The organism is Frankia sp. R43 (assembly GCF_001306465.1).
Lineage (GTDB): Bacteria > Actinomycetota > Actinomycetes > Frankiales > Frankiaceae > Parafrankia > Parafrankia irregularis.
In genome coordinates this window covers 321,466-337,100 of sequence record NZ_LFCW01000011.1, presented here as the reverse complement: position 1 = coordinate 337,100, position 15,635 = coordinate 321,466, and the positions used below count along the sequence as shown (strand labels likewise).

The 15,635-nt window shown below is 71.7% G+C and carries 13 protein-coding genes; 6 read left to right on the top strand and 7 right to left on the bottom strand.

The features are described 5' to 3' along the window. The first annotated feature begins 108 nt into the window (after positions 1–108). Together ACG83_RS37215 and ACG83_RS37210 are read left to right on the top strand one after the other, a co-directional pair. Entirely contained in the window at positions 109–1,362 is a 1,254-nt protein-coding gene (locus ACG83_RS37215) for a CoA transferase (protein ID WP_054571007.1), read from the top strand. After that, positions 1,359–2,504: a MaoC family dehydratase gene (locus ACG83_RS37210; RefSeq protein WP_235498424.1), complete on the top strand. Its 1,146-nt coding sequence runs from the start codon at positions 1,359–1,361 to the stop codon at positions 2,502–2,504. Before ACG83_RS37215 ends, ACG83_RS37210 begins: the two co-directional genes overlap by 4 nt. A 170-nt stretch (positions 2,505–2,674) precedes the next feature. Here ACG83_RS37210 and ACG83_RS37205 read toward each other — a convergent pair whose 3' ends face one another. Both ACG83_RS37205 and ACG83_RS37200 read right to left on the bottom strand, forming a co-directional pair. Then, a complete protein-coding gene (locus tag ACG83_RS37205) occupies positions 2,675–3,790 on the bottom strand; it encodes a hypothetical protein (RefSeq protein WP_054570928.1) in 1,116 nt (371 codons plus the stop codon). Next, on the bottom strand, positions 3,787–4,305 hold the full coding sequence (locus ACG83_RS37200; RefSeq protein ID WP_054570927.1) for a SigE family RNA polymerase sigma factor: 519 nt from the start codon (positions 4,303–4,305) through the stop codon (positions 3,787–3,789). Before ACG83_RS37200 ends, ACG83_RS37205 begins: the two co-directional genes overlap by 4 nt. Before the next feature lie 558 nt (positions 4,306–4,863). Between ACG83_RS37200 and ACG83_RS37195 the strand changes: the two genes are divergently transcribed. Further along, complete coding sequence (locus ACG83_RS37195; RefSeq protein WP_054570926.1) at positions 4,864–5,529, top strand: cutinase family protein; 666 nt, start codon at positions 4,864–4,866, stop codon at positions 5,527–5,529. 129 nt (positions 5,530–5,658) lie between these two features. Here the strand turns inward: ACG83_RS37195 and ACG83_RS37190 are convergent, their stop codons facing one another. The 3 genes from ACG83_RS37190 to ACG83_RS37180 all read right to left on the bottom strand — a co-directional run bounded on the left by ACG83_RS37190 (position 5,659) and on the right by ACG83_RS37180 (position 8,270). After that, positions 5,659–6,492 (bottom strand): SDR family NAD(P)-dependent oxidoreductase, encoded by an 834-nt coding sequence (locus ACG83_RS37190; RefSeq protein ID WP_054570925.1) that lies wholly within the window; start codon positions 6,490–6,492, stop codon positions 5,659–5,661. 138 nt (positions 6,493–6,630) lie between these two features. Next, the gene (locus ACG83_RS37185; protein ID WP_054570924.1) at positions 6,631–7,827 is read right to left on the bottom strand and encodes a thiolase family protein; all 1,197 of its coding nucleotides are present in this window, start codon (positions 7,825–7,827) and stop codon (positions 6,631–6,633) included. Next, positions 7,824–8,270, bottom strand: coding sequence for a Zn-ribbon domain-containing OB-fold protein (locus ACG83_RS37180; protein ID WP_235498423.1), 447 nt, complete (start codon positions 8,268–8,270; stop codon positions 7,824–7,826). Before ACG83_RS37180 ends, ACG83_RS37185 begins: the two co-directional genes overlap by 4 nt. Positions 8,271–8,631: 361 nt before the next feature. Here ACG83_RS37180 and ACG83_RS37175 point away from each other — a divergent pair, with 361 nt between their 5' ends. Genes ACG83_RS37175 through ACG83_RS37165 form a run of 3 tightly spaced genes read left to right on the top strand, consistent with a single transcriptional unit; the run spans position 8,632 to position 13,346 of the window. After that, complete coding sequence (locus ACG83_RS37175) at positions 8,632–9,657, top strand: LLM class flavin-dependent oxidoreductase (RefSeq protein WP_054570923.1); 1,026 nt, start codon at positions 8,632–8,634, stop codon at positions 9,655–9,657. Beyond that, the gene (locus ACG83_RS37170) at positions 9,654–12,089 is read left to right on the top strand and encodes a CoA transferase (protein WP_054570922.1); all 2,436 of its coding nucleotides are present in this window, start codon (positions 9,654–9,656) and stop codon (positions 12,087–12,089) included. The genes ACG83_RS37175 and ACG83_RS37170 overlap by 4 nt, the downstream gene beginning before the upstream one ends. A 36-nt stretch (positions 12,090–12,125) precedes the next feature. After that, positions 12,126–13,346: an amidohydrolase family protein gene (locus tag ACG83_RS37165; protein WP_054570921.1), complete on the top strand. Its 1,221-nt coding sequence runs from the start codon at positions 12,126–12,128 to the stop codon at positions 13,344–13,346. Between the two features lie 207 nt (positions 13,347–13,553). Here ACG83_RS37165 and ACG83_RS37160 read toward each other — a convergent pair whose 3' ends face one another. Both ACG83_RS37160 and ACG83_RS37155 read right to left on the bottom strand, forming a co-directional pair. Beyond that, positions 13,554–14,306, bottom strand: coding sequence for a hypothetical protein (locus ACG83_RS37160; protein WP_054570920.1), 753 nt, complete (start codon positions 14,304–14,306; stop codon positions 13,554–13,556). Between the two features lie 287 nt (positions 14,307–14,593). Further along, a complete protein-coding gene (locus ACG83_RS37155) occupies positions 14,594–15,502 on the bottom strand; it encodes a septum formation family protein (protein WP_161934839.1) in 909 nt (302 codons plus the stop codon). Positions 15,503–15,635: the final 133 nt, after the last annotated feature.

Genomic DNA, 15,635 nt, shown 5'->3' with positions numbered 1-15,635 from the left:
CCTCGAACAGGACGGCGGTGCCCGCATGCACGTGGAAGCCAGCCCAGGCACGACCCCGCTCGTGCCCGACAACTCGTGGACGCACCTGGTGACCCGCGGGTGGTCCGCATGATCAGGCAGCCACTCGCCGGCCTGCGGGTCGTGGAATGCGCGAGCTTCGTAGCCGGGCCGACCGGCGGGATGACCCTGGCCCAGCTCGGCGCCGACGTGATCAGGATCGACCCGATCGGCGGCGGCAGCGACTTCCAGCGCTGGCCGGTGGCCCCGACCGGCGAGAGCTACTACTGGACGTCCCTCAACAAGGCCAAGCGCTCGGCCGCCATCAACCTGCGCGCCGCCGAGGGCAAGGAGCTGGTCACGGCGCTGATCACCGCACCCGGGCCGGAGCAGGGCATCCTCGTCGACAACGTGGTCGGGCGCCGCTGGATGGCCAACGACGTCCTCGCCGCCCGCCGGGCGGACCTGATCCACGTGCGGGTCCAGGGCTACCCCGACGGCCGGCCGGCCGTCGACTACACCGTCAACGCCGAGGTCGGCCTGCCCGGCATCACCGGGCGGGAGGAGGGCGGCGCGCCGGTCAACCACGTGTTGCCCGCCTGGGACTACATCACCGGCCTGAGCGTCTCGACCGCCGTCCTCGCCGCGCTGCGCGACCGCGACCGCACCGGCGCCGGAGCGTTCATCGAGCTCGCGCTCTCCGACGTGGCACTGGCCGGCGTCGCGAACATGGGCTGGCTGTCCGAGGCCGCCGCCCGCGGCGGGGAGCGGCCACGGCACGGCAACCACGTGTACGGCAGCTTCGGCGTCGACTTCACCTGCAGCGACGGCATCCGGGTGATGGTCGTCGCGCTCACCGAGGGCCAGTGGGCGGCGCTGTGCTCGGTCACCAAGACCGGCGAGGTGTTCGGCGCGCTGGAGACCGCGCTGGACGCCGACCTGAACTTCGAGGCCGACCGGTACCGCCTGCGTGAGACCATCGCCGCGGTGCTGCGCCCCTGGTTCGCCGCCCGTGAATACGCGCAGGTCGCGGGCGAGCTCGACGCCGCCCGCGTGCTGTGGAGCCGCTACCAGGGCATGTCGGACGTCGTCGCCGCGCACGCCGCGAACCCGCTCGCCGTGCTGGCGGACGTCGAGTTGCCCGCCAGTGATCCGTCCCGTGGGCCGGTCACGTCGATCACGGCGCGCTCGCCGATGCGGTGGGACGGCGAGTACGGTGCTCCCGGCGACGCGCCGCGGCTCGGCCAGCACACCGCGTCCGTGCTCAGTGACGTGCTCGGGCTCAGCGACGCGGAGATCGGCCGCCTCGTCGACAGCGGTGTGATCGCCGCCGGGGCAACGGGAACGTCAGGAGCGGCGGAATGACGGTCGGTGCGGTCGGTGCTGGCAGCGCGGGCGGTGCTGGCAGCGCGGGCGGTGCTGGCAGCGCGGTCGGTGCTGGCAGCGCGGTCGAAACGATCGAAACGATCGGGGAGGTCGCCGAGGGGCCGTACTTCGACGAGCTGACCGTCGGCCAGACGTTCCGCTCCGCGCCCGGGGTGACGCTCACGCCGGGCCTGGTCGACGTCCACCGCGCCATCGTCGGCGGCCGGCTCCCCCTCGCGCTCGACCACGCGCTCTACACCGAGGTGACCGGCGGCACCGCGCTCGCCCCGCCGAACGTCGTCTGGGACGTCGCCATCGGGCAGTCGACGGTCGTCACCCACCATGTGAAGGCCAACCTGTTCTACCGGGGGCTCGTCTTCCGCCGCACCCCCGAACTCGGTGACACACTGCGGACGTCCACCGAGGTCGTCGCGCTGCGGCAGAACAGCGTGCGCCCGGGCCGGCGGCCCACCGGGCTCGCCGTGCTGCGGATCACCACCGTCGACCAGCACGGGCGCCCTGTCCTGGACTTCTGGCGGTGCGCGATGCTGCCGCTGCGTGATCCCGACCGGGCCACCGGGCATCGCGACGACGTCGACGCGGTCGGCGCCCAGCCGGACCCGGCGGACCTCGCCGCGGTCGTCGACGGCTGGGACCTCACCCGCTTCGCCGCCGCGACCGAAGGCGTCCGCTTCACCGACCTCAAGGCCGGGCAGAGCTGGCAGGTCGGCGGCGGCGACGTCGTGTCGAACGCCCCTGAGCTCGCCCGCCTCACCCTCAACATCGCGCAGGTCCACCACGACGCCGCGGCCGGCGGCGGACGTCGGCTGGTCTACGGCGGCCACACCATCGGCCTGGCGTTCGCGCAGGTCACCCGGGCACTGCCGACGCTGGTCACGGTCGCCGGCTGGCACGGTTGCGACCACGTGGGCCCCGTCCACGAGGGCGACACCCTGCGCAGCGAGATCACGGTGGAGGACCTGACCCCGCTCGCCGCCGGCGGCGGCCTGGTCAGCCTGCGCTCACGGGTACGCGCCGACACCGCCCCCACCGGCGACGCCGGTGCTGTTGGCGACGCCGGTGCTGCCGGCGGGAGCGGCCGGGACGTCCTCGACTGGCGGTTCGTGGCCGTCCTCCCCTGACGCCCGGCCCCCGATCAGCCCTGGCCAGCCGTCGGCGCCGCGGTGACGGCACCGCTGGCGGCTGGCCCGAAGAGTGGAGGATTCCGGTCGTTCTCGCGACCGGAATCCTCCACTCTTGTCCGGTAGCAATGCCAGTCCCGGCGGCGGCCCGCAGCTGCCTGGCCTTCCGCTCAGCCGGCCGGGCACACCCCCTGGAGAAGCGCGCAGAAGCTGTCCCGGCCGACCTGCCAGCCCTTCCCGGTTCGGACCAGCATGACCATGGTGTCGCGGGTCGTCGGCCCCTCAGGGCCCCCGAGGGCGTCGGGCATCCGCACGGTCGGATCGGTGAAGGTGAGTGTGATCGTCGCCCCGGCGCGGCCGGGCACCATGACCACCGCGTCCACCACGTTCACCGCCACCCGCAGCGTGCGTGCCAGCCCGGGATGCTGCGAGCGGTACAGCGCCAGGCCCGACGCGAGGTCCGCGCCGTTCTCGACCGCCGCGAGCACCCGGTCCGGCGGAGTCGTCGTGCTGAACGCCTGGGCCACCACCGCGCGGATGGCCCGGTCGTCGGCTGGATCTGTTCGCGGCGGCGACCCGACAACGAGCCCGTCGGCGACCCGACGTATGTCGCTCTCAGTGGCCGGAGCCCTCGCGGCGACCTCGAGGCAGAGACCGTCCTGTTCGATCCAGACGAGGCTGAACACCTCCTTGACATCCAGTTGAGTGAGCAGCGCGGGGTCATTCTGGTGGGTGAGCAGCGCGGGCCGGCCCCTGACCGTCACCCGCTCGAACCGGCGCTGCTGCGCACGCATCCGGATCTCGACTTCGTCGAAGGTCAGTTCCGGGTTCCATTCCGTAGTGACGGCGACGAAGCCTCGCTGCCCGTCGACGGCACCGGGGTAATCGAAGCGGGACGTTCTTGCCTGCTTTTCACCCCACCCCGACCTCGCCCCGCGGCCCGGGACCACTCCAGCGGGCAGCCAGGTGATGTCGACACCACCGACGTCACGGGTGGAGAGCAACCCGAGGGGATCCGTAATCGGCGCGGGGGACGGGCTGGTGACGGCGGGTGACGGCCCGGCCGGTCTGATCTCGACGGCGTCGGAACCTGACCGGGCCACGACGAGGCCGGTGGAGAACACCGCCACCAGCACTGCCATCGCCGCGCCGAGGACGGCCCGCCGGTTGCGGCGGCGTCGGCGAAACCGTTCGCGGGCGGCCTGGGCCAGGTCGGGCCCGGCTGTGAGCGGCTCGGTCGCGCCCCGCATGGCCTCGCGTAGTCCCAGTTCGAGGTCGATGCTCACGGATTCCTCCCCGTCATCGGTAGGGAACGGTCGACGAGTTCGGTGCTGGCCCGCAGCCGGGCGAGCCCGCGCGAGGCATGGGTCTTGACCGAGCCGATGCTGCACCCCAGGGCGGCCGCGACCTCCGCCTCCGGCAGATCGTCGAAATACCGCAGGACGAGCACCGCCCGCTGCCGGGCCGGCAGGGTCATGAGCGCGCGGATCAGTTCGTCGCGGGCCAGGAGATGATCCGCGTGGTCCGGCGGGCCGACCACGTCATGTGGTCCCAGCGGGACCTCTCTGATCCGGTTACTTCGCCATCGGCTCGCGGCGGCGTTGACCAGCGCCCTACGCACATAAGCCTCCGGCTGACCGACCGAAACCCGCGGCCAGTGCCGATAGGTGCGCTCCAACGCCCCCTGGACGAGGTCCTCCGCCGCGGCGCGCTCCCCGACCAGCAGGAAGGCGCAGCGCAGCAGCCGGTCACCCGTGCGCGCGACGAACTCCTCGAACGCACGTTCATCCCGTGCCTGCACCCGATATGTCCTCTCCGTGTCCCTGCCCCTTCTGAACGCCACAGCGAGCGCACAGGTTGACAGGTACGGTCAGGTTTCCGGTTCCGGTGCAGCACCCGAACGGATCTTCGCCACCCAGCACGTCGTGCCAGCAACCGTCGGACCTCCGCGAGCCCGCCAGACCGGTTTGGCGAGCCGCAAGAACGAACGATTTCGGTCGTTCCAACGACCAGAATCCTCACTTCTTGCGGATCGACAAGTGAAACTTGGCCCTTCTTGCACCTCTTGAGGGAATTGCCGGTGCCGCGCGGGCGCGCGGCGGGCGATGGCGGGGTCAGGCAACCGGCACGGGTAGCCGGCACGGGCAACCGGCACGGGTAGCCGGCACGGGTAGCCGACGAACCCGCTCGGTGATGTCGCTCGGTGATGTCGCTGGCACCTAAGGGTGAACCCCTATGAGGGCGGCTTGATCCACCACCGGGGCGAAAGCTAGTTTCGGGAGCGCAAGGTAATTAGTCGTGGGGGCACGACTGGGAATCTCCGTCAAAAAGTCGACGGATTCCCGAGGAAAGAGAAGCTATGCAGCTCTCGCGTTCCCGGAAAAAGCGGACCCTGGCGCTGGCCATGGTGGCGGTCGCCGGCTCACTGGGCATCGGAATCGCCGCGGAACCCGCAGGCGCGGCGACCTGTTCCGACGTCGACATCGTCTTCGCCCGCGGCAGCGGCGAGCTGGCCGGCCTGGGAATCACGGGCACCCCGTTCGTCAACTCCCTGAAGACGAACCTGACCGGGAAGTCGGTCAGCTCCTACGCCGTCAACTACGCCGCCGACCTCGCCCAGACCTCCGCCGGCCCCGGCGCCACCGACATGACCCGGCACGTGAAGTCGGTGGCCGCGTCCTGCCCGAACACGAAGTTCGTGCTCGGCGGGTACTCGCAGGGTGCGAGCGTCACCGACATCTCGATCGGCATCCCGACCCTGCTCGGCACCGGTGAGACCATCCCGACGAACCTCGCGCCGCGGGTCGCCGCGGTGGTCGTGTTCGGCAACCCGCTCGCGCTGTACGGCCAGCACATTCCCACCGCCAGCGCGCTCTACGGCTCGAAGGCCAAGGAATACTGCAACCTCGGTGACCCGGTCTGCGCGGCCGGGTACAACACGCTGGCGCATCTCACCTACGGGTATGACGGCAGCACGACCAGCGGCGCCGCGTTCGCCGCGGCCAAGGTGCGTGCACTGGGCTGACCGCCCAGGCCGAGCAAGTGGTGAATGTCGGGGCCCAGGCCAGGCCGGTCCGGCACCAGACCGGGTTTGGAAGCCACCGGCCCCGACATTCACGAAAAACAAACTCCGTACTGCGCGGCGTTGCGGTGTTTATTCCTGCACGCCGCGCAGGTGCGGGGCCATCATCAGCGGGGTGACGCTCAGAACGCCGGAATCCACCGGCAGCGTCACGCCGGTCACCCAGCGCGCCTCGTCGGAGGCGAGGTAGCCGACCGCCCAGCCGACGTCCCAGCCGGTGCCGGGCGTGCCCAGCAGGCCCGCCTCGTTACGGAGCCGGTTGCGGAAGTCGGCCATCGCGTCCTGGCCCGACACCGAGTTGACCATCGGAGTGGTGATGTGGCCGGGCGCGATCGCGTTCACCCGGATTCCGTCCCGGCCGTGGGAGTAGGCCATGTCGACCGTCATCGCGAGGATCGCGCCCTTGGCGGCGGAGTAGGCGATGGTGCCGTCGCCGCGCAGCGCGGAGATCGACGAGATGTTGACGATCGAACCGGCGCCCTTCGCGGCCATCACCGGCACCGCGTACTTCGACGCTAGGAAGACCGTGCGCAGGTTCAGGTTGAGGCTGCGGTCCCACGCCTGTTCGGAGGTGTCGACGACGGTCCCGACCGAGGCCAGGCCGATGTTGTTGACGAGGATGTCCACCGTGCCGAACGTGTCGACGGCGGCGTCGACCATCGCCTCGCAGTCCGCCGCGCTGGTGACGTCGGCGCCGAACACCTTGGCCTTGCCACCCTCGTCCTCGATCATCTGTAACGTCTCCGCGGCCCGCTCGGGGTGCAGGTCGACGAGCAGGACACTCGCGCCTTCCCGGGCGAGCACCACCGCGCTGGCCTTGCCGGTCCCCATCCCGGGCCCCGGCGTGGAGCCGGCACCCGTGACGATGGCGACCTTTCCCTCGACCCGTCCTGTTCCACGTGGCATCGCCGTCTCCTTGCTCTCGCCCGGCCTCTTACCCGGTCTGTGTCGGTACAGCTCGTTCGCCAACCGCCTGTTCGCCGGCTACCTGCCCGCCGGTTGTCCCCTCGTCAGCCGCCTCTTCGCCGGCGACCTGCTCGTCGGCTAGCGCCAGCGGGTCAGCAGGGCCGCGCCTGCCTCGAAGCCGCCCACGTTGGTCACCGCGGCCACCTCGGCACCGGCGACCTGCCGGGCGCCCGCCTCACCCCGCAGCTGGCGGACGGCCTCCGCCGTGTGCCCGAAGGACGCGTGCAGCCGCCCGCCGGAAAGCTGCCCGCCCCAGGTGTTGAGCGGCAGCTCACCGCCGAGCCCGATCCGCTTCCCGCCCTCGACGAAGGCGCCGGCCTCGCCGGTGCCGCAGAACCCCATGGCCTCCAGCCACCACACCGCCTCGATCATGAAGCCGTCGTAGAGCTGGGCGACGTCGACGTCGGCCGGGCGCAGGCTCGTCCGGTTCCACAGCGCCGCCGCGGTGGCGTAGCCGACCCGGCTCATGTCCTCCCACTGCTCCCAGGACGGACGTCCGTCCACCACCCCGGCCATCGCCTCGATGGCGACGGGTGCCCGCAGGTCCGCGGCGGCGTCCGCGGCGGAGATGACGATCGCGGTCGCGCCGTCGACGGGCACGTCGCAGTCGTACAGGCAGATCGGCGTGGAGATCATGCGGGAGGCCAGGTAGTCGTCCACGGTGAGCGGGTCGCGGTAGACGGCGTCCGGGTTGAGGGCCGCGTGCGCCCGCTGGGTCACCGGTATCCAGGCGAGCTGCTCGCGGGTCACGCCGTAGTCGTGCATGTAGCGGGTGGCGTACGGGGCGACCTGGCACACCGGGGAGAGCGCGCCGATCGGCAGCAGCCAGGCGAGCGGGCCCTCGGCCGCCGGATGGATCGAGCCGTAGGCGGGCCGGCCGCCGGCGTTGCGGGCCGCGCTGCCCTCCTTCACCGTCCGCCAGATGACGACATGCCTGGCCTGCCCGGTGGCGACGGCCTGCGCCGGGCCGTAGAACGGCAGGCTCATGCCCTCGACCTGGCCCTGCCGCCAGGATGTCGTGATGCGCAGCGCGTCCTGGATCTCGTACAGGTTGCCGTTCGCGTAGCCGGGCAGGTTGGCCTTGCCTCCGCCGGGGAACATGGCGAGCCCATCGATGTCGTCGACGGTCAGCCCGGCGTCGGCGATCGCCGCGAGCACCGCGTCAAGGGTGAGCTGGAAGCCGGACCGGTCGATGCGCCGCCCGACAGCGGACTGCCCGATCCCGGAGATGACGGCCCGTCGCTCGAAGTGGTCGGTGCCGGTGGTGCCGGTCATGACGCCGCACCTGGTTCTGCCGCGGCCGCAACCGCGACGAAGCTGGGGACGGCGTAGCCGCCCGGGCCCGGTTCGAAGCCGACCTCGACCTCGGCGCCGATGGCCACCTCCTCGGGGGCGCAGCCGCGCAGCCGGCCGGCGACCCGCACTCCCGGATGGCCCGGGAACTCAACGAGGACGATCGCGTAGGGCACCTCCAGGCCGGGCAGCCAGCGCTGGTGGTTCACGGTGAAGCTGTAGACCCGGCCCCGCTCGGTGATCTCCACGAACTCGACCGGCCGGTGGCGGCAGGCCCGGCAGGTCCCGTAGGGCGGGAACGACTCGGCGCCGCAGGCGCCGCAGTGCTCGACGAGGAGGCGGCCTTCCGCGGCGGCGGTCCAGAACGGCTCGGTCTCCTCCGTCACCGCCGGCGGGATGCCGACCGTGCCGACCGGCGCCGTCACGCGGAGCGCCCCGCTCTGGCCGACGCGGGCGCGGGGGCCGAACCCGGGGCCGATGCAGGCGCCAGACCCGTCGACGGGTCTGGCCGAGCTTCCCCTCGAACCATTAAAAAGTGTACGCTCACTCCGCTATTCTGCCACGCAAGCTCGGCCGTGCGGGCCGACATTCCGCGACTGACGCCGGCAAGTGCCGAGGTCACGGCCCGCACCGGTCCGAACGCGGGGCGCCGGCAGCCCGCGGGCCGAATCCCCGGGCGGGATCGGCACCCTCGGGCGGGTCCGGGGCCCGGCCTGCCGGCCGGTCAACCAACCGGCCGGCCGGCTACCGCACGCGCCCGACCGGTCGTCCGCGAAGGAGCCCTTGTTGCCAGACAACCACATCGTCTTCGGAGCAGCGGCGATCCCCGAGCCGGACCGGGCGTGGCTCGCCGCCGCCGAACGCCTCCCGATCGAGTCCGTCTGGCATGGCGGGCACGTCCTGCCGCGGACGGGCACCGGTGAGGCGCTCACCCGGCTCGCGCTGATGACGGCCTGGACCGAGCGGGTCCGCGTCGGCACCGCCGTCCTGCTGGCCCCGCTCTACCAGCCGGTCGTGCTCGCCAAGCAGATCGCCGACCTCGACGTGCACAGCGGCGGGCGGCTCTCGATCGGGGTCGGGGTCGGGGGTGAGTTCCCGCACGAGTTCGACGCCGTCGGCGTGCCGGTCGCCGAGCGCGGGCCGCGCACCGACGAGACCCTGGAGATCCTGCGCGCGCTGTGGAGCGGGGGCCCGGTCAGCCATCACGGCAAGTTCTTCCACTTCGACGACGTCGAGCTGCACCCGGTGGCGTTACGGGACGCGGGCACCGGCGAGCCACGGCCGGTGCGGCCCGGTGGGCCGCCGCTGATGGTGTCCGGGCGCAAGGGCGCCGCGATGCGCCGCGCGGCCCGCCTCGGCAACGGCTGGATGCCGTACCTCGTCTCCCCGGACGCCTACGCCCGGACCGTCACCACCGTCCGCGAACACGCCGAATCCGCTGGTCGTGACCTCGACGCGAGCGGCTTCGAGTGGATGATCTTTCTCTACTGCTCGATTCGCCGCGACCGGGACCGCGCCCGGGACGACGTCGCGAAGTTCCTCGGCAAGGCCTACGGGGACAAACCGGGCGGCATGCTGGACCGCATCGCCCCCGCGGGCACGCCCGAGGACGTCGCCGCCCGCCTCCAGGAGTACGTCAACGCCGGTGTGCGCCACTTTGTGATCTCACCTGCCGCGCACGAGGACACCCTCGACGTGATCACCCTCGCGGCCGAGGAGGTGCTGCCGAGGCTGGTCGCCCCACCGGCGCCCGATCCCGAAGGATCGGCCGCCGCCACGCTGTCCACGTCGGCCGCCGGGAGCGCCTCATGAGCGCGGCCGTCGCCCTCGGGGCGCAGCGCCCGTGCGCGGGGCTGACAGTCGTCGAGGTCGCGGTCGGCACCAGCGACCTCGGGCTGGGGCTCGCCGGCGGCGTGCCCGGCATGATCTTCGCCGACCTCGGTGCTCGGGTCGTGCGCGTGGTGGGCACGGCGACACCCGAGCTCGACGAGGAGGTCGCCTGGGGCCAGGTCTGGCACCGCGACAAGCACCTGGTCGTCACCGACGACCCGGCACACATCCGTGACCTGCTGCTCGGCGCGGACGTGGCCATCGTCTACGGCCCCGAGCAGCTCGTCGAGGAGCGCGGGCTGGGCTGCCTCGAGCTCACCACCGCCCGCCCAGGCCTGGTCTACCTGCGCTGCCGGCCCAGCCGGACGTCCAAGGGCACCACGGCGGACTTCGGGCTGCTCGTGGAGGCACGCGCCGGCTTCTGCACCCAGCTGGCCGGGCACCGCCCGGGCCCGATCTTCGTCGACGCGCAGGCGTCCGGCAGCGGCACGGCGTTCCTGCTCATCACCTCGGCGCTCGCGCTGCTGCGCCGCCGGGCCGCGACGGACCACGGCGGCTGGGCCGAGACGTCCCTCTACGACGGTCTGCTGGCCACCCTCGGCTGCATGATCGGGCGCTCCGAGCGGGCCGCCACGGAGATCGAGTCGTACTGGGAGAAGGGCTCGACCTTCCCCAACTTCCTGTACCGCTGCGCGGACGGCGAGCTGCTCCAGGTCTGGTTCGGCGGCAAGGGCATGTACGCGCGCCTCATCGAGGTGCTCGGCGACACCCCCAGCGCGGAGGGCTACTACGCCGACCAGATGACCGGGGCGCTGAACGAGCGCGCCCGGCGCTGGCGCTCCCCGTTCGCGCTGCGGCCGCGGGCGGACTGGCTGACCCGGCTGCGGGCCGCCGGGATCGCCTGTGAGCCGGTGCTGCGCCCCGGTGAGGCGCTCGCCGACCCGCACCTGGCCGAGATCGGCCTCGCCGTGCCCCGCTCCGAGGCGGGCCACGAGGACGTCGTCGTCGGCTCGCCGATCTCCGTCCAGTCAGCGGAGCCGGCCACCGACACCGCAGCCGCAGCCGGTGTCGGCGCCGGCGCCGCAGCGGGCAGGCGTGGCCCGCAGGCGGGAGGGGCGCCGGGGCTCGCGCTGCACGGCGTGCGGGTCCTGGACTTCTCAGCCTTCGTGGCCGGCCCGCTCGCCGCCCAGGTGCTGGCCGACCTGGGCGCGGACGTCATCAAGGTCGAGCCGCCGGGTGGTGAGGCGATGCGGGCCGCGGCCTACGCGGTGGCCGCCTGCCAGCGCGGCAAGCGCAGCCTCGCCATGGATCTGGGCGCCGCCGAGACCAGGCCGGTCGTCGAGCGGCTGATCCGCTGGGCCGACGTCGTCCTGCACAACTTCCGCGTCGGCGTGGCCGAGCGGCTGCGCATCGACGCCGGCACCGTCGCCGCGCTCAACCCGAGCGCCGTCTACTGCCACGCCAGTGCCTTCGGGCCGTCCGGGCCGCGGGCGAAGCACCCGGGCAACGACGCGCTGATGCAGGCGCTGACCGGGCTGGAGCAGGCCGTCGGCGGCGCCGGGAACGACCCGGTGGCCCCGACCTGGATCCCGCTGGACATCACGGGCGGCTGGGTCGCCGCGGCCGGGATCCTCGCCGGGCTGTACGCGCGGGAGGCCACCGGGCGCGGGCAGCGGGTGGATACCAGCCTGCTCGGCGCCGGGATGCTCCTGCAGAGCGGCGTGTTCTTCCGGGACGGCGAACCCGTGGCCACCCCCACCCTGGACGCCGCCCAGACGGGCTACGGCCCGGGCTATCGCATCTACCCGGCCCGGGACGGCCGCTGGTTCGCGCTCGTCGTGCCGGACCGGGACGCCTGGCAGCGCCTGCGCACCCTGCCACCGCCCGCCGGCGTGGGCGTCAGCGGCGGCACCGCCACCAGCACCGACTCCAACACCAGCACCAGCACCAGCACCGGCACGCCGGTAACCGGCGGCGAACCCCTGCCCGAGGCGTACGTCCCGCTGCGCGGCGGCGCGCAGGACGCGCTCGCCCGCCAAGCGGAGGCCACGCTGGAGGCCACGTTCGCGACCGCGACGGCGGCCGAGTGGGTGGCGCACCTGCGTGCGCACGGCCTGGCGGCCGAGCTGGTCGACGAGCTCGACCGGGACGGGTTCCGCCGCGCGGTGCTGGACGATCCGGTGAACCGCCAGCTCGGGCGGGTCGCGTCCTACGACGTGGCGGACTGGGGCTGGTTCGAGCAGATCGGGCCGCTGCTGCGCTACGGCCCCCGCACTCCGGAAGCCCCCCGGCCGACGCTCCCCGGAATCGGCGAGCACAGCACGGACATCCTGACCGGGCTCGGCTTCTCCGCCGAGGAGATCAACAGCCTGTTGGCCAGCAAGAGCATCCACCAGGCGGGCCAGGTCCTATAATGAGCGGGTGTTCACTATCTTTGTGGAGGTGGATCGGTGGACTACGAGCTGATTGATGCCGACGGCCACTACTACGAGCCGGATGACTGCTTCTCCCGACACATCGAGTCCCGTTGGAAGAACGAGACCGTGCGGGTGGAACGCGGCACGGACGGTCTCGGCCGGGTCTTCATCGGCGACCGCCGCACCTTCATGAGCGTCATGCCCGGTGACTACGCCTCCGCGCCAGGAGCGCTGCAGGGGCTGTTCGTCGGTGAGGTCGCCGACGGCTTCACCCACCGGGAGGTCCTCAACGCCAAGGACCACCCCGCCTTCATCGAGCGGCCCGCCCGGCTGCGCCTGATGGACGACCAGGGCGTCGAGGCGAGCATCATGCTGCCGACGCTCGGCGTGGCCGTCGAGCAGGACATGGTGGATGACATCGAGCTCACCTACGCGAGCCTGCGGGCGTTCAACCGCTGGCTGGAGGAGGACTGGGGCTACGCGGCGGAGAACCGGATCTTCGCCGTGCCGATGCTCTCCCTGCTCGACCTCGACCACTGCCTGGTCGAGCTACGCCGGGTGCTCGACGCCGGGGCCCGCCTGGTGCACCTGCGCCCTGGCCCGGTCGGGGGGCGCTCCCCCGCCGACCCGGTGTTCGACCCGTTCTGGGCGACGGTCGCCGAGGCCGGTGTCGGGGTCGTCTTCCACGTCTCCAACAGTGGCTACAACCTGGCCTACGGGAGCCTCTGGTCTGAGGACGCGGGCAACCCGTCCCACCGCCAGTCGCCGCTGCAGTGGGCGCTGTGCAACACCGAGCGGCCGATCGTCGACACCCTGACCGCCCTGACCCTGCACAATCTCTTCGGCCGCCACCCCGGCGTGAAGATCGTCTCGATCGAGAACGGCAGCAACTGGGTCCGGCACCTGCTCAAGACCGTCGACAAGGCCGCGGCCCTGGGCCGGCGCGGCCCGATGATCGGCGGCCCGCTCAGCGCCCGCCCGAGCGAGATGCTCACCGAGCACCTGTGGGTCTGCCCGTTCCCGGAGGACGACGTCCACGACCTGATCGACATCCTCGGCCCGGACCAGGTCCTCTTCGGCTCGGACTACCCGCACCCCGAAGGCCTGCGCCAGCCGGTCGACTACGTGGAGCGCCTGGACACCTGCGAGCCGGCGGTGGCCCGCAAGATCCTGCGCGGCAACACCGCGGAGCTGCTGCGCATCCCCGACACCGGCTCGGACCAGCCCCGCCCGGCGCAGACCGCACAGGCCTGACCCGCAGGCCTGAGCGCGCCGCCGCCAGCGGGCTTCCTACCGAGGTTTCTCGTTGCCACCAAGCAAGAAGTGAGGATTTTGGCGGTTGGAACAGCCAAAATCCTCACTTCTTGTCGATCGTCAGGCGACCCCGCGCCCAGTTTGCCGTTATTGGGGTGAATTGCTGGCTGTGCGGCGGGTGGGCACGGACCACCAGACCGGCGGACGTCAGTCGGGATAGACCGGAAGGCCGTCGCAGTGCCAGCCGGCGTGTTCTTCCCCTGAATGGTCCCCGGCATTGTAGGCCACGTTCCGGCTGGACAGCTCACGCCAGCCGGAATCCGTCCATCCGTACAGCGTGTTGATTTCGTTGTAGGCCTCGGGGCGGGCCGGGTCATCATTTCGCTCCGAGGCACTCGCCAACAGCGTCACGGTCTCGCCCTGCTTTCCGCAGGCGTAACCGATCCAGCCGCTGTTGGCACTGTCGACCGCCCACCCGCTCTCCGGCTCCGGTCGCTCTCCCGGCGGATCGGACCGCACGAGCCGACCGTCTCGGTGGCTCAACACCGTGAACCACTCGGTGTGCGCTCCATGATCGGTCAGCAGTACGATCTCCGCGCCTGGCACGCCGTCCACCTGCGCGGTTCCGTACCAGGGCTCGTCCGGACCGGTGGCAGGCCCGTCGAACCGGAACTCGCCGACCGAGCCCCCGGCCGGCAGGACCCGCAGCAGCCAGCGCTGCGGGGCGACCTGGACGAGCCCGATGTCGTCGGCGGTCCCGTCCGCATCAACGTCGGCCGTGCCGACACGGGTGCAGGCGGAAACACCGTCGCAGGCGTTCCCAGCGTGCCGGACGCCGCCCTTGCCGCCACCGTCATCGCAGGCCGCGGCCGAGATCGACAGAATCACCAGAATCGGAAGAATCGGCAGAACTCGCTGCGGGAGACGCAGCCAGGAAAACGGGTAGCGGCTTTTTCGCATGGCCCGGGAGAACCCCTCGGAAATCAGATGGTTTCGACCTTGATCAGCATTTCCGTTCAGGACGCTACCGCACGGCTCCAGGCTGGGTCAGCCCCGAGGATGAATCCGCATCCTGAAATCGCTGTCGGTGGCGCGACACGCCCATCCAGAGCGACCGCGGCGTCCGAAAAAGATACGCCGGCTGTCTTTTGAATGACACGAAAAGAACCCCCGGGCATGCTTCCACCGCCGGACCGGTGTTTCCGTGGGGCGGTTCCGCGGAACCGCCCCACGCCCCGCGGTCCCGCTCAGGCGGCCGGCACAGGCATGGCCGCGTGGACCGGCACCGATGTCCCGTTCTCGTCGACGAAGCCGACATAGCAGCTCGTCCGGCGGGTACCCGCGCGCCAGCTCTCCGGATCGATGGGGTTCCACTGCGGCGTCAGCGACGCGGAATCGAAGCGGTCCGTCCGCAGGTAGGGCGCGGCGAGATCGGCGCATAGCTGGCTCGCCTGCTCGTCGAGCCAGCTGTCGGACGGCGGGCCGTCTCCAGGCGGTGTCCCCGGTACCGTGACGGCACCGATGCTCTGCAGGTTGTGGGGGGCAGCACAGGACGTCTCGGTCAGGTGGCCCGCGTCGTCGCTGAAGCAGGTTCCAACAGCGGGCACCCAGGCCTGGTCAGCGCCACGGACGGCGCCCTCGAACGGCATGAAGGCCGTCAAAGGATCCGTCTCGGTCCCGCTCGCCACGATCCCACAGGTGACCGACCGGTCGCCCTGCTCCCACCCCACACTATCCGGATAAACCGCGCCGGCGCCGAAGCGCCCGTACGGGTCGAGTGGATAACCAAGATATTCGTCCATCATCTGCGAGCAGTACCGGGCGATGATATCGGGCCACTCCTCGGGCCTGGGATAGAAAGCCGAGCTCGAATACTCCTTGTCGAGATCCGTGTCGTCGACCGCCTCGAAAAGGTGGCGATCCTCGCAGGGGACGTCCTTCACATCCGACTTGCTGATTTCCTGCCGCCAGGTGTAGCAGTGCCCGGTCGCATAGATGTACTGCTCGAGATCGACGGTCCGGTCCGCGCCGGCGGTGCCGGGCGACGATGGGAGCGGCGTCCCGTCCGTCGCGGCACGGGAGTCGCCGGCGCGGGACTCCACCGCCGCGCAGCCGACCGCGCCGACGAGCACGACATTGATCGCAATGGTCACCACGGGGCCACGCCAGCCCCGCCACGTTCTGTTGACACGATCTCGGTCGATGGACATGACAGGTTCCGCTCCCTGGGCACGAGGATCAGTACGCGCCGCGACGGTTCGAGTCGCCGACCCGGGTCCTGGTGAATCT